At 40.1% G+C, this 16,123-nt stretch carries 16 protein-coding genes and 1 pseudogene; 1 reads left to right on the top strand and 16 read right to left on the bottom strand.

Going from position 1 to position 16,123, the window contains the following annotated elements:
* Positions 1-13: 13 nt before the first annotated feature.
* The 14 genes and pseudogenes from gltB to CIB29_RS17290 all read right to left on the bottom strand — a co-directional run bounded on the left by gltB (position 14) and on the right by CIB29_RS17290 (position 13,852).
* Entirely contained in the window at positions 14-4,612 is a 4,599-nt protein-coding gene (gltB, locus tag CIB29_RS17355; protein WP_094551831.1) for a glutamate synthase large subunit, read from the bottom strand.
* A 484-nt stretch (positions 4,613-5,096) separates the two neighbouring features.
* Positions 5,097-5,278 (bottom strand): annotated as a pseudogene (locus CIB29_RS19710) (glutamate synthase-related protein); the annotation flags it as partial.
* 318 nt (positions 5,279-5,596) lie between these two features.
* A complete protein-coding gene (locus CIB29_RS17345) occupies positions 5,597-6,832 on the bottom strand; it encodes an LL-diaminopimelate aminotransferase (RefSeq protein WP_094551829.1) in 1,236 nt (411 codons plus the stop codon).
* Positions 6,833-6,946: 114 nt separating this feature from the next.
* Positions 6,947-7,780 (bottom strand): diaminopimelate epimerase, encoded by an 834-nt coding sequence (gene dapF / locus CIB29_RS17340; protein WP_094551827.1) that lies wholly within the window; start codon positions 7,778-7,780, stop codon positions 6,947-6,949.
* 66 nt (positions 7,781-7,846) lie between these two features.
* A complete protein-coding gene (locus tag CIB29_RS17335; protein WP_094551826.1) occupies positions 7,847-8,092 on the bottom strand; it encodes a TM1266 family iron-only hydrogenase system putative regulator in 246 nt (81 codons plus the stop codon).
* A 295-nt stretch (positions 8,093-8,387) separates the two neighbouring features.
* On the bottom strand, positions 8,388-8,864 hold the full coding sequence (folK, locus tag CIB29_RS17330; protein WP_094551824.1) for a 2-amino-4-hydroxy-6-hydroxymethyldihydropteridine diphosphokinase: 477 nt from the start codon (positions 8,862-8,864) through the stop codon (positions 8,388-8,390).
* Positions 8,865-8,881: 17 nt separating this feature from the next.
* Positions 8,882-9,247 carry a dihydroneopterin aldolase gene (gene folB / locus CIB29_RS17325; RefSeq protein ID WP_094551822.1) on the bottom strand — a complete coding sequence of 122 codons (366 nt, stop codon included), beginning with the start codon at positions 9,245-9,247 and terminating at the stop codon, positions 8,882-8,884.
* A 2-nt stretch (positions 9,248-9,249) separates the two neighbouring features.
* Entirely contained in the window at positions 9,250-10,065 is an 816-nt protein-coding gene (gene folP / locus CIB29_RS17320; protein ID WP_094551820.1) for a dihydropteroate synthase, read from the bottom strand.
* 241 nt (positions 10,066-10,306) lie between these two features.
* The gene (locus CIB29_RS17315) at positions 10,307-10,786 is read right to left on the bottom strand and encodes an HD domain-containing protein (RefSeq protein ID WP_094551818.1); all 480 of its coding nucleotides are present in this window, start codon (positions 10,784-10,786) and stop codon (positions 10,307-10,309) included.
* An 11-nt stretch (positions 10,787-10,797) separates the two neighbouring features.
* The gene (gene folE, locus CIB29_RS17310; protein ID WP_094551816.1) at positions 10,798-11,358 is read right to left on the bottom strand and encodes a GTP cyclohydrolase I FolE; all 561 of its coding nucleotides are present in this window, start codon (positions 11,356-11,358) and stop codon (positions 10,798-10,800) included.
* A 55-nt stretch (positions 11,359-11,413) separates the two neighbouring features.
* Positions 11,414-12,160 carry a 7-carboxy-7-deazaguanine synthase QueE gene (locus tag CIB29_RS17305; RefSeq protein WP_094551814.1) on the bottom strand — a complete coding sequence of 249 codons (747 nt, stop codon included), beginning with the start codon at positions 12,158-12,160 and terminating at the stop codon, positions 11,414-11,416.
* The gene (locus CIB29_RS17300; RefSeq protein ID WP_094551812.1) at positions 12,141-12,629 is read right to left on the bottom strand and encodes a 6-carboxytetrahydropterin synthase; all 489 of its coding nucleotides are present in this window, start codon (positions 12,627-12,629) and stop codon (positions 12,141-12,143) included. Before CIB29_RS17300 ends, CIB29_RS17305 begins: the two co-directional genes overlap by 20 nt.
* The gene (gene queC, locus CIB29_RS17295; protein WP_094551810.1) at positions 12,607-13,308 is read right to left on the bottom strand and encodes a 7-cyano-7-deazaguanine synthase QueC; all 702 of its coding nucleotides are present in this window, start codon (positions 13,306-13,308) and stop codon (positions 12,607-12,609) included. The genes CIB29_RS17300 and queC overlap by 23 nt, the downstream gene beginning before the upstream one ends.
* Positions 13,309-13,552: 244 nt before the next feature.
* A complete protein-coding gene (locus CIB29_RS17290) occupies positions 13,553-13,852 on the bottom strand; it encodes a hypothetical protein (protein ID WP_094551808.1) in 300 nt (99 codons plus the stop codon).
* Positions 13,853-14,101: 249 nt separating this feature from the next.
* Between CIB29_RS17290 and CIB29_RS18740 the strand changes: the two genes are divergently transcribed.
* Positions 14,102-14,260, top strand: a complete 159-nt coding sequence (locus CIB29_RS18740) for a hypothetical protein (protein WP_157910355.1) — start codon at positions 14,102-14,104, stop codon at positions 14,258-14,260.
* Between the two features lie 110 nt (positions 14,261-14,370).
* Here CIB29_RS18740 and CIB29_RS17285 read toward each other — a convergent pair whose 3' ends face one another.
* Both CIB29_RS17285 and CIB29_RS17280 read right to left on the bottom strand, forming a co-directional pair.
* Positions 14,371-15,219, bottom strand: coding sequence for a carbohydrate ABC transporter permease (locus tag CIB29_RS17285; RefSeq protein ID WP_242965324.1), 849 nt, complete (start codon positions 15,217-15,219; stop codon positions 14,371-14,373).
* A complete protein-coding gene (locus CIB29_RS17280; protein ID WP_094551806.1) occupies positions 15,219-16,103 on the bottom strand; it encodes a carbohydrate ABC transporter permease in 885 nt (294 codons plus the stop codon). Before CIB29_RS17280 ends, CIB29_RS17285 begins: the two co-directional genes overlap by 1 nt.
* Positions 16,104-16,123 lie beyond the last annotated feature (20 nt).

Genomic DNA, 16,123 nt, shown 5'->3' with positions numbered 1-16,123 from the left:
TTGTGATTGCAGCTTAGTTTCCACTTACACGGGCCACATCACGATTATTTTCTTCAAACGCTGCCATCAGCGCCTCTTCACCGCTTAATCCAGCCTTCTGAACTCTCTTCAATGCCTCAAGCACTACTTTATAATCCTTTGGAATAACCTTTACAAATTTTTTAACCATCTCATCCCAATTTGCCAGAACTTTTTCACCCAATTCACTTCCGGTATAAAGTACATGCCGCTCGATCATGCCTTTTAATTCCTGTATGTCCTCTTCGTTTTCCATCGTTTCAAGAAGGACCATTTCCTGATTGCACCGTTTCTTAAAGTCACCTTTTTCGTCCAGAACGTATGCTATACCACCGGACATCCCTGCTGCAAAGTTACGTCCCGTCGGACCCAGTACCGCAACGCGTCCTCCGGTCATATATTCACATCCGTGGTCTCCTACCGCTTCAACTACCGCATATACACCGCTGTTTCTTACACAGAAGCGTTCTCCGGCACTTCCACGGATATACGCTTCACCGGATGTAGCACCATAAAATGCAACATTTCCGATAATGACATTTTCTTCAGGCACAAATGTACTTTCTTTTGGCGGTACAACAACAATTTTTCCGCCGGAAAGTCCTTTTCCAATATAGTCATTGGAATCGCCTTCCAGCTTCATAGTAACGCCCTTAGGTACAAATGCACCAAAACTCTGCCCGGCCGAACCTTTAAAATATAAATTGATAGTATCTTCCGGAAGTCCTTTCAAACCGTATTGTTTTGCGATTTCACTTCCCAGAATTGTGCCTACGACACGGTTCGTGTTTTTAATTGGCAGGGTTGCTTCAACCCGCTTACCATATTTAAGTGCCGGTTCGCATATAGCTAGTAACATCTGTTGATCAAGAGATTTTTCCAGTTCGTGGTTCTGTTTGATTGTACAATATCTGCCTACCTTTTCATCCACCTCAGGCTGATACAGGAGGGCGGACAAGTCAACACCTTTTGCCTTCCAATGTTCAACAGCCTTTTTGGGCAATAGTTTATCGACACGACCAACCATTTCATCTACTGTCCTAAAGCCCAGTTTTGCCATCCACTCCCGTAAATCCTGTGCGATAAATCTCATAAAGTTTACCACATGGTCCGGACTTCCCATAAATTTCTTCCTTAATTCAGGGTTTTGTGTTGCAACTCCCACCGGGCAGGTATCCAGGTGGCATACTCTCATCATTACACAGCCAAGCACAATAAGAGGTGCAGTTGCAAAACCGAATTCTTCAGCACCTAACAATGCGGCAATAGCTACATCCCGTCCGGTAAGAAGTTTGCCATCTGTTTCTATCACAATTCGGCTTCTTAAATCATTCATAAGAAGTGTCTGATGAGTTTCGGCAACACCAAGTTCCCATGGAAGTCCTGCATGGCGGATACTAGTCCTTGGAGATGCTCCGGTACCACCATCATAACCGCTGATTAATACGACATCAGCACGCCCTTTTGCCACTCCTGCAGCAATGGTCCCTACACCAACTTCTGACACAAGTTTTACGCTTATCCTTGCATCCTTATTTGCATTTTTAAGATCGTGAATAAGCTGTGCAAGGTCCTCAATGGAGTAAATATCATGGTGCGGTGGCGGTGAAATTAATCCTACACCAGGCGTAGAATATCTTGCCTTAGCAACCCATGGATAAACTTTTCGTCCAGGCAGCTGGCCGCCTTCTCCCGGTTTTGCACCTTGTGCCATTTTAATCTGTATCTCTTTGGAATTTACCAGATATTCAATGGTAACACCAAATCGTCCCGATGCCACCTGCTTGATGGCACTACATCTCGAGTCTCCGTTTGCATCAGGTTTAAAGCGCTCAGGATTTTCTCCCCCTTCACCGGTATTGCTCTTACCCCCAATACGGTTCATGGCAATAGCAAGACTCTCATGTGCTTCCTGGCTGATGGAACCGTAGGACATAGCCCCGGTCTTAAACCTCTTGCAGATGGATTCTACCGATTCCACTTCTTCAATTGGTACAGGCTCTTGTTCCAGTTTCATATCCAGCAGTCCTCTGATGGTGCAAAGGCTTTGTGATTGTTCATTAATCAACGACGCATATTCCTTATACAGGTTATAATTACCGGTCCTGCATGCCTGCTGTAACTTGTGGACTGTCTCAGGATTAAACAGGTGATATTCTCCATCTTTTCTCCACTGGTAATTTCCACCCGTTTCAAGGGTTTTCACATCTGTCTGTCTCTCTGCAAAGGCACTGTCATGACGCATTTTTACTTCCTTGGCGATTTCCTTGATGCCAATACCGCCAATCCTGGACGGCGTCCATGTAAAATATTTATTGATTACTGCCTCATTAAGGCCAAGTGCTTCAAAAATCTGTGCTCCCTGGTAACTCTGTATGGTAGAGATACCCATCTTGGACATAACCTTTACCACGCCTTTGGTAACAGCCTTGATGTATTTGTTGACAGCAGTTTCATAGGTTATATCTGTAAGCAATCCCTGTCCAATCATATCTTCAATCGTTTCAAACGCCAGGTACGGGTTCACAGCACTTACTCCATATCCTAAAAGGAGGGCAAAGTGATGTACTTCGCGAGGTTCCCCGGATTCCAGCAGAATGCTTACTTTTGTACGGGTCCCTTCACGGATTAAGTGGTGGTGCAGTCCTGCAACAGCTAAAAGTGCAGGAATGGGAGCTTTTTCATTATCAACCCCTCTATCGGACAAAATTAACAGGTTATATCCGTCTTTTATCGCAGCACTGGCTGCACTGCACAACTCATCCATTGCATTTTCAAGTGCCTTGCCATCTTCATCAACTTTAAAGAGTATAGGAAGGGTAATGGCTTTAAACCCATCTTTTTGGATAACCCTTAGTTTTTCCAGTTCTTCATTGTTCAAAACAGGTGTCTTTAATTTAATCTGCCTGCAGCTCTTCGCTTCAGGATTTAATAAATTTCCTTCCGAACCAATCATTGTAATGGTGGAAGTAATTAATTCCTCACGAAGTGCATCGATAGGCGGGTTGGTTACCTGGGCAAAAAGCTGTTTAAAATAATTGTAAAGCAGCTGAGGCTTGTCAGATAAAACCGCCAGCGGCGTATCGGTACCCATTGCCCCAATCGGATCGATACCGTCTTTTGCCATAGGTCCAATAATAAGTTTGAGCTCTTCGGAAGTATAACCAAATGCCCTCTGCCTTTTAAGCACCGACTGGTGTTCTTTTGCCGGTACATGCTCCACATCCGGTAAATCTTTCAACTCAATAAGATGCTCATTTAACCATTTGCGGTAAGGATGCTGGGCTGCAATGCTTTGCTTTAATTCTTCATCTTCAATGATCCTGCCTTCTTTTGTATCAATTAAGAACATCCTCCCCGGATGAAGCCTTTCTTTTTTCAAAACATTTTCGGGCGGAATGTCCAATACCCCTACCTCTGAAGCTAAAATTACCAGGTCGTCTTTTGTAACATAGTAACGTGAAGGCCTTAAACCGTTTCTATCCAGTACTGCACCAACATATGTGCCATCGGTAAAGGCAATGGCTGCCGGACCATCCCATGGTTCCATCATGCAGCTGTGGTATTCATAAAAAGCTCTCTTTTCATCACTCATACTCTCGTGATTTTCCCACGGTTCGGGAATAGCCATCATAACTGCATGTGGAAGCGATCTCCCTGCAAGTGTAAGAATCTCCAGGCAATTATCCAGCATGGCTGAATCGCTGCCATCCGGATTAATTACCGGAAGGACCTTTTTGATATCATCACCGAACAATTCGGATTCAAACATTGCCTCCCGGGCATGCATCCAGTTTACATTTCCCCGCAAGGTGTTAATTTCACCATTGTGTATAATATACCGGTTAGGATGTGCACGCTCCCAGCTTGGGAATGTATTGGTACTGAACCGTGAATGTACAAGGGCAATGGCTGTTTTCATATCACTATCCAGCAAGTCGGGATAAAACTCTTCTACCTGTTGGGGAGTCAGCATCCCTTTATAGACGATGGTCCTAGAAGAAAAGCTTGCAAAATAAAAGTATTGACCGCCTTTCATTCCCGAATAACGAATGGCTTTTTCCGCCCGCTTGCGGATTACATACAATTTCCTTTCAAAGGCAAGTTGGTCTGTAATCTGCTCATTCTTTTTAACAAAAACCTGGCGGATAAACGGCATACCGGCTTTTGCAACTTTTCCCAGGGAAATATCATTTACAGGTACAGTCCTCCACCCCAGGACACTTTGGCCCTCTTCTTCAATAATTTTCTCAAGGCATTTTTCATTTTCTTCACGTTCTTGCGGGTCTGGGGATAAAAAAAGCATTCCTACCCCGTATTCTCCTTCTTCAGGCAGGCTAAAACCGCTTTGCCTGCACACTTTTACAAAAAAATCATGCGGAATTTGCATCAATATGCCGGCACCATCACCGGTATTGATCTCACACCCACATCCGCCACGATGTGTAAGATTTAATAAAATTGTAATAGCCTGACGTATGATTTCATGTGACTTCTTACCTTTAATATTTGTCACAAAACCAATTCCACAGGCATCGTGTTCAAATCTCGGGTCATAAAGTCCCTGTTTTTTTGGTATTCCAAGATACTGCATACTGGCCAACCTTTCTATTCTTATTTATATAAGTCTGGTACTTTGAATATATCGATAACCAATATTTAAGTTAAAAATAAATTAATGTAGTTATCGATGAAATTAACCAACTTTAATACAGCAATTTTTAGTTTTAAAGTTGGTTAATTATAAAACTAAAGCTGCTATGAAACTCAAGTTCCATAACAGCCATGATGCAAATATTTTAATTTAGCCTGTTGTACTAGTTTATTTCAAAAGGAAAACTACATTAATAATCTCTAAGCCCTTCCGCAAATCTTTCTACATGAACTAGCACAACAAGTTAATTTCTTCCTTAATCCTTGTAAAACAATAAATATTTTACTTCAATTATTCAGAAATTAAAAAATAATAACATCATTGCTATTATTGAACAAAACAACACAGCATTTTACTGCAAAATTATAATCTATTATCATATTACAAACTGGTGCAAGAGAACCAGTTATCAATGCATTTATACAATTACGCCGGCCCCGGCTCTGGCTATGTCCGGTGTAATTGCTGGGGAATTATAAACAACGGCAATTTTTACAAAAACGGGTTTTTGTAAATAATTGCTTCTTTTAGGGAGTAAATTAATTGTCTTAAATCTAAAATTAAGTATATGTCATGATGCGGAGCCGGGGAAACCGCATCAAAACCAACAAAATACATGACAAAATACATGAAATATTAATTTGTGTTTCCTGCACAACGTAATATAAAAGATTAAAATAACAAAATAACAAAAAAGCGCACTCAAACAAACCACCTGAATAGTGATTGCTGAGAACGCCATTGTCCTACTAACCAATATTTAATTTCGTGTCTTAATTATAATATATATTTAAATAAATTTCAAGACCTTTATTGCTGTTTTTGCAATATACTATTTATAAAATTGCAATTAACATTAAAAAACGTAACTTTTTCAGTGTTTTCATAAATCCATCAACTGTGAACTATTAACGATGAACTATTTCACAGTTTTAACCTTGTCTTAAACCTTTCTACAGCTTCTTCTGTATTTTCTTTGTTTCCAAAAGCAGTTAGCCGGAAATATCCCTGTCCGCTTGGTCCAAAGCCTACACCTGGAGTACCTACAATATTGGCTTCGTTTAACAGCTTGTCAAAGAATGCCCAGGAATCCAATCCGTTAGGAGTCTTTAACCAGATATAGGGGGCATTTACGCCGCCAAATACTTGAAGGCCCAGGCTCAATAAACCTTCTCTGATAATTTTTGCATTTGTCATATAATAATCTATTAAAGCTTTGATCTGCTTCTGTCCTTCTTCAGTATAAACAGCCGCAGCACCCTTTTGAATAATATATGGAACTCCGTTAAACTTGGTTGTTTGTCTTCTATTCCATAATTTGTTTAACTGCACTACTTCGCCTGTACTTGTGTATGCAACTACTTCTTTAGGTACAACAGTGAATGCACATCTTGTCCCGGTAAATCCGGCATTTTTTGAAAAGCTTCTAAACTCGATGGCAACTTCTTTTGCACCTTCTACTTCATAGATGCTGTGAGGCACATCTGCTTCCTGTATGTAAGCTTCATAAGCTGCATCATAGAGAATAATGGCTTTATTAGCTTTTGCATAGTCTACCCATTTCTTTAACTCTTCTTTTGTTATGGTCATACCTGTAGGGTTATTGGGGAAACACAAATAAATCAAATCAACCTTTTGGTCAGGCAGGGCAGGTACAAAATTATTTTCGGCAGTACATGGGATGTAAACAATTTTGCTCCATTTCCCCTGTTCAGTTAGTTCGCCTGCTCTCCCGGCCATTACATTGGTATCTACATACACGGGATAAACAGGGTCAGTTACAGCAACAACATTATCTACACCAAATATCTCCTGAATATTTCCTGTATCGCTCTTGGAACCATCGCTTACAAATACCTCATCTACATCCAGTTTGATTCCCCGTGGTGCATAATCAAATTGGATGATTTTTTCAATAAGAAAAGCATAGCCCTGCTCCGGGCCGTATCCTCTGAAGGTTTCTGCATGAGCCATTTCATCCACTGCTTTATGCAGGTTTTCAATAACAGCAGGCGGAAGTGGTCTGGTAACGTCACCTATTCCCAATCTTATAATCTTTGCATTTGGGTTTTCCTTCTGGAAGCTGCTTACCCTTCTTGCAATTTCAGCAAATAGGTAGCTGCCGGGTAGTTTCAGGTAATTTTCATTTACTAAAGCCATTATCATTCATCCTCTCTTTATTCTATATTAAACACATGTAAAATCATTATCACATTATATATAGATAAATATTAATATCTTATTCTCATCAAGTCTCTTTATCTATATCTGTATCTAAATCTCTATTTCCCCATCAAATACTTTTACCGCAGGTCCTGTCATGTATACATGATTGTCTTCTTGGCTCCACTCAATTAAAAGGTCTCCGCCTTTTAACTTGACAGTTGCTTTTCTTTCACTTACTCCGTTCAGTACTGATGCTACTAATACAGCACAAGCCCCTGTACCGCAAGCTAAGGTTTCCCCGGCTCCCCTTTCCCATACTCTCATCTTTAATGTTTGCCGGTCAATCACTTCTACAAATTCAGTATTAGTCCTTCTTGGGAAAATTTTGTGATGTTCAAATTTGGGACCAATCTCTTCTATTTTTAGATTATCTATATCTTTCATATAAATTATTGCATGTGGATTACCCATAGATACACAGGTAACCTTGTATTTTTCTCCATCCACTTCAACTTCTTCATTAACAAATCTTTCTTTAGCATGTATCACGGGTATTTTTTCCGGCTCAAGAATAGGCTCTCCCATATCTACTCTTACCATCTTTACCTTGCCATCTTCAATTTCCATCTTAAGGATCTTAGTCCCGGCAAGGGTTTCTATTGAAATAGTATCTTTATCAGTCAGGCCGTTATCATATACGTACTTACCCACACATCGAATAGCATTTCCACACATCTCGGCTTCTGACCCGTCAGAATTAAACATTCTCATTTTGAAGTCCTCTGTATCTGAAGGCATAATTAACACCAAGCCGTCTGAGCCTATACCAAAATGTCTATCACTTATCTTAACTGCAACCCCTGATGGATTTTCAACTTTTTCTTCAAAACAATTTACATATACATAATCATTACCAATGCCTTGCATTTTCGTGAATTTCAAGACAATCCCTCCCTACTGATATATTTTGCGCATTTATATTATAACATTAAACAAATAAAAGTCAATTCAATACGCTACTACCGACTTCACTTTTACACCTTTGATATTGCCCAGTTTTCCGGTCAGTGCTCCGATGTCATCGGTAGTCCCATCTACAATTAGAGAAATAACCGAAACGCCTCTATCTTTATAGGGTATGCCCATCCGTCCTACAACAAGATGGCCGTAACTCGATAATATGTCATTTACTTTTTTTGCTTCTTCTTCTCTGTTGCTCACTACAATTCCCACAACAGCTATTCTTGTGTCCATCTTTTTCACCTCTATTCTAACTAACCGGCACAAAAATGATGAAAGTATACTTAATTGGTCAAGGCTTCGACATGTAAACGAAACGGTTCAAAATCACTGAAAAAGTCCGGTTCAGCAGGAAGAAGGGCTGCGACTTGGGGACGGTTCGTCTGTCGAATGCGCTTTTCATGCGACTGAGGAACTGTCCCCATGTCGAAGCCCTGAGCACTCAAGCACTTTTTCAGCAGTTTCGGACGGTTCCTCACGGCTGAGTACCATCATATATCCCATGTCTTGCCGTCGGCTTATACCGGATTTATTTAGATTTCAAACGTTCATACAGCTTGCATACCGTCATTTTAAAAACCGGGTGGATGACTTCTGGAGCTATATCATTAAGCGGCTGTAATACAAATTCCCTTTGGTGCATATGCGGATGGGGAATAATAAGATTTTCATCCTGTATAATTAATTCATCATACAGCAGTATATCTATATCTATAGTACGGGGTCCCCATCGTATGGTACGCACCCGTTTTAATTTGTCCTCTATTGTTTGACATATTTTTAGAAGCTCATGTGGGGTAAGAATGGTTTCTATCTCGACAACTCCGTTTAGAAAGTCGGGTTGAGCTGTATATCCTACTGGAGCCGTATTATAAAATGAAGAAACATTCCTTATTTCTATGCCCCTGGTATGCCGCAGCATACCGACAGCTGCGTCCAGATTGGACTGCCTGTCTCCTATGTTAGACCCTATGCCTAAATAAGCTTTTATTTTATCTTTATACATATTTACCTCTCTTCTTATTAACTGCCACGCCGGCGCTCCATTTCCACTGCAACATATTTCAAGTGGCGCCCTAGAGGGGCCCACGGCTTCTTTAGTAAGACTTTAACAGACATCACAGCCGGATAGTTATCAAGTATCCGCTCAATCACCGCCATAGCAGCGGCCTCTATTAGTTCATACTTGCGGGATGTCAGCACTTTCTCTATATCAGCACATAAATTGCCATAGTTGATGGTATATGACAGTTCATCAGCACAGGCTGCCGCTTTAAGGTCAGCAGTTACTTCCACCGATATAATAAACATCTGCCCCAGGGCTTTTTCTTCGGGTGCCACGCCATGATAAGCATATACCTCCAATTCTTCAATAATTATTTTATCCATATCTATCTCACCATCTCATCAGTCATAATAGCTGCACGTTTATTCTGCAGTACGTCATGTACACGCACTATATCTACACCTTTCATAATACCTGCCACCGTAGTAGCTATGGTTCCTTCCAACCGTTCTTCCACCGGGAGGTCAAGCACCTTGCCTATAAACGATTTGCGGGATGTCCCCAAAAGCACAGGATAACCCAACCGTTTAAATTGTTCCAGATTTCGCATAACTTGTAAGTTATGCTCCCAAGTCTTTCCAAATCCTATGCCGGGATCTATGATAATATTCTCATCCTTCACGCCGGCCTTTAGTGCTATCTCAATGCTTTCGGATAACTCCCTAATCATATCCTCTATAATATTGTCGTATTCAGCATTAACTTTATTGTGCATGATGCATACTGGTACTTGGTATTGGGCTGCAACACTCCCCATTTCAAGGTCGGCCTTTAGACCCCATATATCATTAAGCATGTGTGCACCGGCCTGTATAGCCGCCTCAGCCGTCCTGGCTTTGTATGTATCCACAGATATAGGTATATCCATATCCCGGGCCAACTTCTCTATCACAGGCACAATCCTTTCCATCTCCTGCTCAGCCGATACCGGCTCAAAACCCGGCCGTGTGGACTCTCCTCCTACATCTATGATATCAGCTCCCTGGTCTACCATCTGCCGGGCACGCTCTATAGCAGCATCATGGCCAAAAAAACGGCCGCCGTCCGAAAAAGAATCGGGTGTAACATTCAATATACCCATGATATATGTACGCTGGCCCCAGCACCATGTTTTGTTACCTATGTGTAATTGCCTAGTCATACAGTTTTATCCTCCTTTGTAATATGAAAATAGTGGGGAGTGAACAGTGGGGAGTGGGGAGTAAAACCGAAACCACAGAAAAAGTCCGGTTTAGCAGGGGATGCGACTTGGGGACGGTTCGTCTGTCGAATGCGCTTTTCATGCGACTGAGGAACCGTCCCCATGTCGAAGCCTGCCGGGTGCGCCCGGCATGGACGTTAATATAAAAATAGCTAGGAACTTGGAGAAGTCCACTCTGTTATCAATAATATAACTCCGGCTGTCTTCCATCCGAAAAGCGTTTACACTGTTCTCTTGCAAGGCATTCATTGCACAGTCGAGACATTTTGTCGCTTTTATACAGTACCGAACTAAAAAATGTACTTTGATTGCCATCCTTACGGTGATCCCGTATGGCCCTCAATATAAAATCTCTTTCCTCACTGTTAAACCCGCTATCTATCAATATATCCACCGCCAGTTGGGCACTTACTTCTGCATGGTCAAGCCCTTGGGCATACTCTTTCCACCGCCCTATGTCATGCAGTAAAGCTGCAGCATAGATTATATCTTTTTTTATCATAAGCCTATTTTCCAATACCATTATATAGGCTACTCTTGCGACGTCAACCGCATGACAAAGGTCATGATGACAAAACACCCTGTCCTTTTCAGCCTCGGCATTCCGATTTAAATAATCAATATATTGAGGATTCTCAAGTATTTTGGCAATCCTTTTCACTAAAACCTCTCCTACCCCTTTATTAATGCAAAAGCCTCTGCCCGTGTTTTGGCATTACTCCTAAAGATACCTCGGACTGCCGATGTAACAGTCTTAGAGCCGGGCTTTTTTATACCTCTCATACTCATGCACAAATGCTCTGCCTCTATCACAACTGCTACACCTTGCGGTTCCAGACACTCCATCAATACATCGGCAATCTCACCCGTCAAACGTTCCTGCAACTGCGGCCTCTTGGCAATACTATCCACCACTCGGGCCAGCTTGCTCAGGCCGGTTATTTTACCTTTTGCCGGTATATATGCAACATGGGCCTTACCTATAAACGGAAGAAAATGATGCTCACACATAGAATAAAATGGAATATCTTTGACCAGTACCATTTCTTCATGGTCTTCACTGAAGCACACCTGAAGATATTCCTTTGGGTCTTCCCATAATCCGCTAAATATTTCTGCATACATTCGGGCCACGCGGTCGGGCGTATCTTTAAGTCCTTCTCTATCAGGGTCTTCTCCTATAGCTTCTATCATCATCCGCATGGCTTTTCGAATCTTTTCTTGATCTATCATTGAATCTTTCTCCTTTTAAATTTTTATATCTCTATAAATTCTTTACTTGTCCAACTTATACGCCTTTTGTATCTGCCGGCCATATGATTTTATGAATCTGCAAACTTAGCCTTACCTGCAATGAATAATTTGAAAAATATTGATGTTTTTCTTTTAGCACTTCCACCAGTTCTCTAGGCTCTATCCGGCCAAATACCGGAGAGAAATTAATGATTACTTTATTTAAGGCTAAAATATCTTTATACTTTTCTATTATTTTCACGGCGTAGTCTATATCTTGCCGATGGCTTACCACAAACTTAAGCTCATCACCTTCATATAGTTTCTCCAGATTCTGCTCAAAGAGATTATATTTAGACATCCCAGAACCGGGACACTTGATATCTAAGGCGTAATATAGTACCGGCAAACGCTCCCCTCTCAAAAAACACTCCAGCTCTTCACTGCTATACACCGGACAACTGCCGTTGGTTTCTATTCTCACTCTAAATCCTTTAGAAGCCAAATAAAGTGGTAAATATCTCTTAGGCTTTTGAAGTTCTAATGGTTCTCCTCCGGTACATATGATATCTTTACATCCTAAAGCTGCTACTCTGTCAACAATCTCATCAGGAGTCATCATTTGATTGTCTTCATTATACTCGTCATAACTGTAAGTAGTGTCACAATAACTACATCTTAGGTTGCACCCTGCCACTCTAACAAAGGTTGCAATACTCCCTGCAGAGATTCCTTCTCCAGACACACTGTTAAATATTTCAACTACCGGTATGATAGCATTTTTAAATTTGTTCACTGTCATATTTTCCCTCCTGCCTTGCCGTTGCAAAGCTTGTGGGTGTCTCCCAAACCTTAACACTTTGTATTATTATATCATGTTTATCAAATTCCCGGCTTAAGATTTTCAGGAAATTTCTTGCCATCTCTTCAGCCGTAGGCTTATATGTCACTACAGCAATTTTCCTGCCATGTTTTTTTAATAATTCTGCTATTTCATGTTCCAAAGAATCGGGGGATTGGCACCAATACATAAAAGCATGATCGAGAGGGTCGATGATCTTGTCTTTGACTATGTTTTTTAAATGATTAAAATCTATAACCATGCCCTCTTGTGAATTTCCCGGAGTAGTTATTAAATCCCCTGTCTTTCTTGTTACTTCAACTTGCATCTTATAAGTATGGCCATGTATATTTTTACACAATCCTTCATGACCTGCCAGCATATGTGCCATATCCCATGTAAATTCTTTAGTGATTGATACGTTTACCATTGCCATTCCCCTTATATTTTATAGGATCACCATATCCTGCCTCATGGAAAGCCTTTAATCTTAATACACAACTGTCACACACGCCACATGCCAAATCTTCCCCCCTGTAACACGACCAGGTAAAGCTGTAATCTACTCCAAGCTTCATCCCAAGCTGTATTTCTTCCGACTTTTTCATATGAATAAAAGGTGCGTGTATCTTTATCTTTTTTCCATGCTCCACTGCACATACCGTTCCCATATTAATAGCATGTTCCATTGCATTAATAAATTCCTGTCTGCAGTCAACATAACCTGAGTAATCAACCTGGCTTACCCCAATAAAGATATCCTGTGAACCGATTGTCTCGGCGTAAGATGCTGCATAGGAAAGGAATATCATGTTTCTTGCCGGGACATATGTTACGGGTATATCCTTTCTATTTTCATCTCCTTTGGGAATATCTATACTTCTATCTGTTAACGCAGACCCTCCCCAGGCCTCCATGTTTGTTTTAATAGTAATATGCTGTTTTACTCCCGCTTTTTCTGCCAGCTTTGCCGCACATAAAAGCTCTTTATTATGCCTTTGCCCATAATCAAAGGATATGGCGTAAACCTCATAACCCTCTGCTTTCGCTAAATATAAAGCTGTTGCTGAATCTAAACCGCCTGATAATAGGACTACAGCCTTTTTCAAATTTCACTCACCCTTTCTCCAGAATAACACCACCCTGCTACTCCATTAAACTGCGGATTCTCCAGGTAAATTACCTCATCCATTTATTATACCTGTCATCGAATTTTTGCAACAAAAAAGGGACAAACCTGTCCCTATGCATACAAATTTACTACCTTTGCCGGTAGTTGTCCCGTAGTTTTGTTTATAGACAGGATGGTTTCGAACTGTCTTATTCAGTTATTTTGTTCAGTATAGCATAAAATCATACAACTTCTACTTTTGATACATCCTTTCTCAGACTTTTTACGTCACCGCTTATCCCTGATATTTCCAGTATCATCTTGTCATGTTCTGCCTTATTCACATCAGCTTTATGCTCCAGTGCTCTCAATATTAGAGTATTTTCTTCCTGCTGTGTTTTGATTGCAACAACTTCTGTCTTGATTTCTCCGATTTCCTCTTCGACTTTTTCAAATCTTGCGTCCATTCTGTCAAGTCTTGCGTCCATTTTGTCAAACCTTGCATCCATTTTTTTTAATATTTCCAGTATTTTTTCTTCCACCGTTTACACCCCCGATGACTGAATCATATATTTATTATACCTTTAGCAATAATATAATACAACTAATTTTTCAGTTACTGAAATAATATTCTCAAATTAAATGCACCTTCTTATCCAATTTTGATTGCAACACGATCACATTTATGATATCTTTAGCCTATAGGTAAATAACCTGATGATTCCTTCTTGACTTATGTCCGGAAGATATTTTTGTTTTTGGAGGTATAGATTAGATGAAGGTTGGATTCATTGGAGATAGAGAAGCATATTATAAAACTTCAAGAATACTATAAACCATGGTTAGAAGTCTATAAAGCGATGGGTATTCAGACCGTGGAGCTGGCAAGACGAGAAAGAAGAATCAATGAGATATCTGCAACAAAAATCAAAGAGATATTAAAAGTATAATTTTCAGCCTCACCACTACAGGACATTGTGGTGAGGCTTGATGAAATGCCTTTGCATAAATAGTTGCTTTATTTATTCTGCTAATTATAATCAATCATACCCTTCAATCATTATTTGATAGAACCCTGCATTACGCCTTTTATAATGTGCTTCTGTAAGAACAGATACACCACGATTACCGGAATCATTGTCATCATCAAACCAGCCATCAATAAACCATAATCTACAGTATAGGTACCGAAAAAGTAGAAGGTTGACAAAGGCAGCGTCCTATTAATCGGATTAATTAATACAAGACTAGGCAAAAGGAAATCGTTCCATATCCATAACATATCCAGGATAACAATTGTCATTGTTGTAGGTTTTAGCAATGGAAATACTATTTTGAAAAATATCTGTAGTTTACTGCATCCGTCTATCATTGCCGCTTCTTCCAGTTCTAAAGGGATGCTTTTAAGGAATCCATGGTATATGAACACTGCTAGAGGAGCTCCAAAACCAATGTACATATAAATCAATGCCCATTTGTTGTTTAACATTCCGATAGAACCGTATATCTTTACAAGAGGAATCATAATGGCCTGAAACGGAATAATCATGGAAGCCACCATGATGAAAAACATATACGTATTTATCTTCCATTTTTTTCTAACAAATACATGCGCTGTCATGGCAGAACAAATTGCTATCAAAGCTACACTTAGGACCGTAATAATGAGTGAATTGACAAAGGCATAGGTATAGCGCATTTTTTCAAAAGCAGTAATATAGTTAGAAAATTCCAGTTTTAATGGAATTGCAATCGGGTTGGTTAGAAACTCTTTGGTCGATTTAAAAGAATTAACAACTACAAACATGAACGGAAAAAAATATAATAAAAACAAAACACTAAGCAACCCGATTTGAGCCGCACTGACTAATTTATTCTTTTTCCCCATTAATACATTAGCAGTCCGCATTATGCTTCCACCTCCAGCTTTTTGCTAAAATATACCTGTGTAATTGTTACAGCAGCCACCATCAAGAACAGGAAAAACGCTTCAGCTTGGCCGATGCCGTACTGTTGGGACAGGAATGCCTTCTCATAGACATGCATGGATACCAACTGAGTACTTTTAAACGGTCCTCCCTGTGTTAATGAAAGGTTGATATCATATACCATAAACCCTCTTTGCAGCGTTAGGAATACACATACTATAAAAGACGGGACCATTAAGGGAAGTATAATTGTTTTCAGCCTTACAAAACCATTTGCACCATCAATACTGCAGGCCTCCAAAAGTTCCTTGGGTATATTCATAAATCCTGATATATAGATTACCATCATATAGCCGGAATACTGCCACACAGTACCAATTACCAAAGCCCAGAAGGCTTTATTCGGGTTTCCCAACCAGGAAGCTTCAAAAATCTGGATGCCGTACTTTTTCCCAATATACACAAGTGCATTTGAGAATATAAATCTCCACATAAGTCCTAATACTATGCCCCCGATCAGATTAGGTACAAAAAAACCTGCTCTAAAGAAGTTTTGACCTCTAACCCCGCTGGTTAAAATGAATGCTAAAAGGAAAGCGATTACATTGATAAAAATCACAGTAAAAAAGACATATTTTAACGTCAGTAAGAATGATGTCCAGAAAACTTTATCGGCAAAAACTACCGCATAATTTTTCAAGCCTATAAAGTTAAGGGTCTTTGATACTCCATCCCAGTTGGTAAATGTCAAGTAAATACCAAACAAAAACGGAAGTATCATAACGGTAAAGAATATAAAAGTCGTTGGCCCCGCAAAAACCAAGTAGGTTTTAATATTATCTAGAATACGATTTTTTTTATTCATGACCATGCTCCTTAGATTAA

Origin of the sequence: Petroclostridium xylanilyticum (assembly GCF_002252565.1) — a bacterium.
Lineage (GTDB): Bacteria > Bacillota > Clostridia > SK-Y3 > SK-Y3 > Petroclostridium > Petroclostridium xylanilyticum.
Note: the sequence above shows the minus strand (reverse complement) of the source record. Positions and strands in the feature narration are given on the sequence as shown.

Bases quoted from the DNA above. Each gene is read 5' to 3' on its own strand.
- folK (WP_094551824.1), bottom strand. From the start codon at position 8,864: ATGTATAAAGATAAAATAAAAGCTTATTTAGGCATAGGGTCTAACATA.
- CIB29_RS17300 (WP_094551812.1), bottom strand. From the start codon at position 12,629: ATGGTAAACGTATCAATCACTAAAGAATTTACATGGGATATGGCACAT.
- CIB29_RS17305 (WP_094551814.1), bottom strand. From the start codon at position 12,160: ATGACAGTGAACAAATTTAAAAATGCTATCATACCGGTAGTTGAAATA.
- folE (WP_094551816.1), bottom strand. From the start codon at position 11,358: ATGATAGATCAAGAAAAGATTCGAAAAGCCATGCGGATGATGATAGAA.
- folP (WP_094551820.1), bottom strand. From the start codon at position 10,065: ATGACTAGGCAATTACACATAGGTAACAAAACATGGTGCTGGGGCCAG.
- gltB (WP_094551831.1), bottom strand. From the start codon at position 4,612: ATGCAGTATCTTGGAATACCAAAAAAACAGGGACTTTATGACCCGAGA.
- CIB29_RS17285 (WP_242965324.1), bottom strand. From the start codon at position 15,219: ATGCGGACTGCTAATGTATTAATGGGGAAAAAGAATAAATTAGTCAGT.
- folB (WP_094551822.1), bottom strand. From the start codon at position 9,247: ATGGATAAAATAATTATTGAAGAATTGGAGGTATATGCTTATCATGGC.
- CIB29_RS17335 (WP_094551826.1), bottom strand. From the start codon at position 8,092: ATGGACACAAGAATAGCTGTTGTGGGAATTGTAGTGAGCAACAGAGAA.
- CIB29_RS17280 (WP_094551806.1), bottom strand. From the start codon at position 16,103: ATGAATAAAAAAAATCGTATTCTAGATAATATTAAAACCTACTTGGTT.
- CIB29_RS17345 (WP_094551829.1), bottom strand. From the start codon at position 6,832: ATGGCTTTAGTAAATGAAAATTACCTGAAACTACCCGGCAGCTACCTA.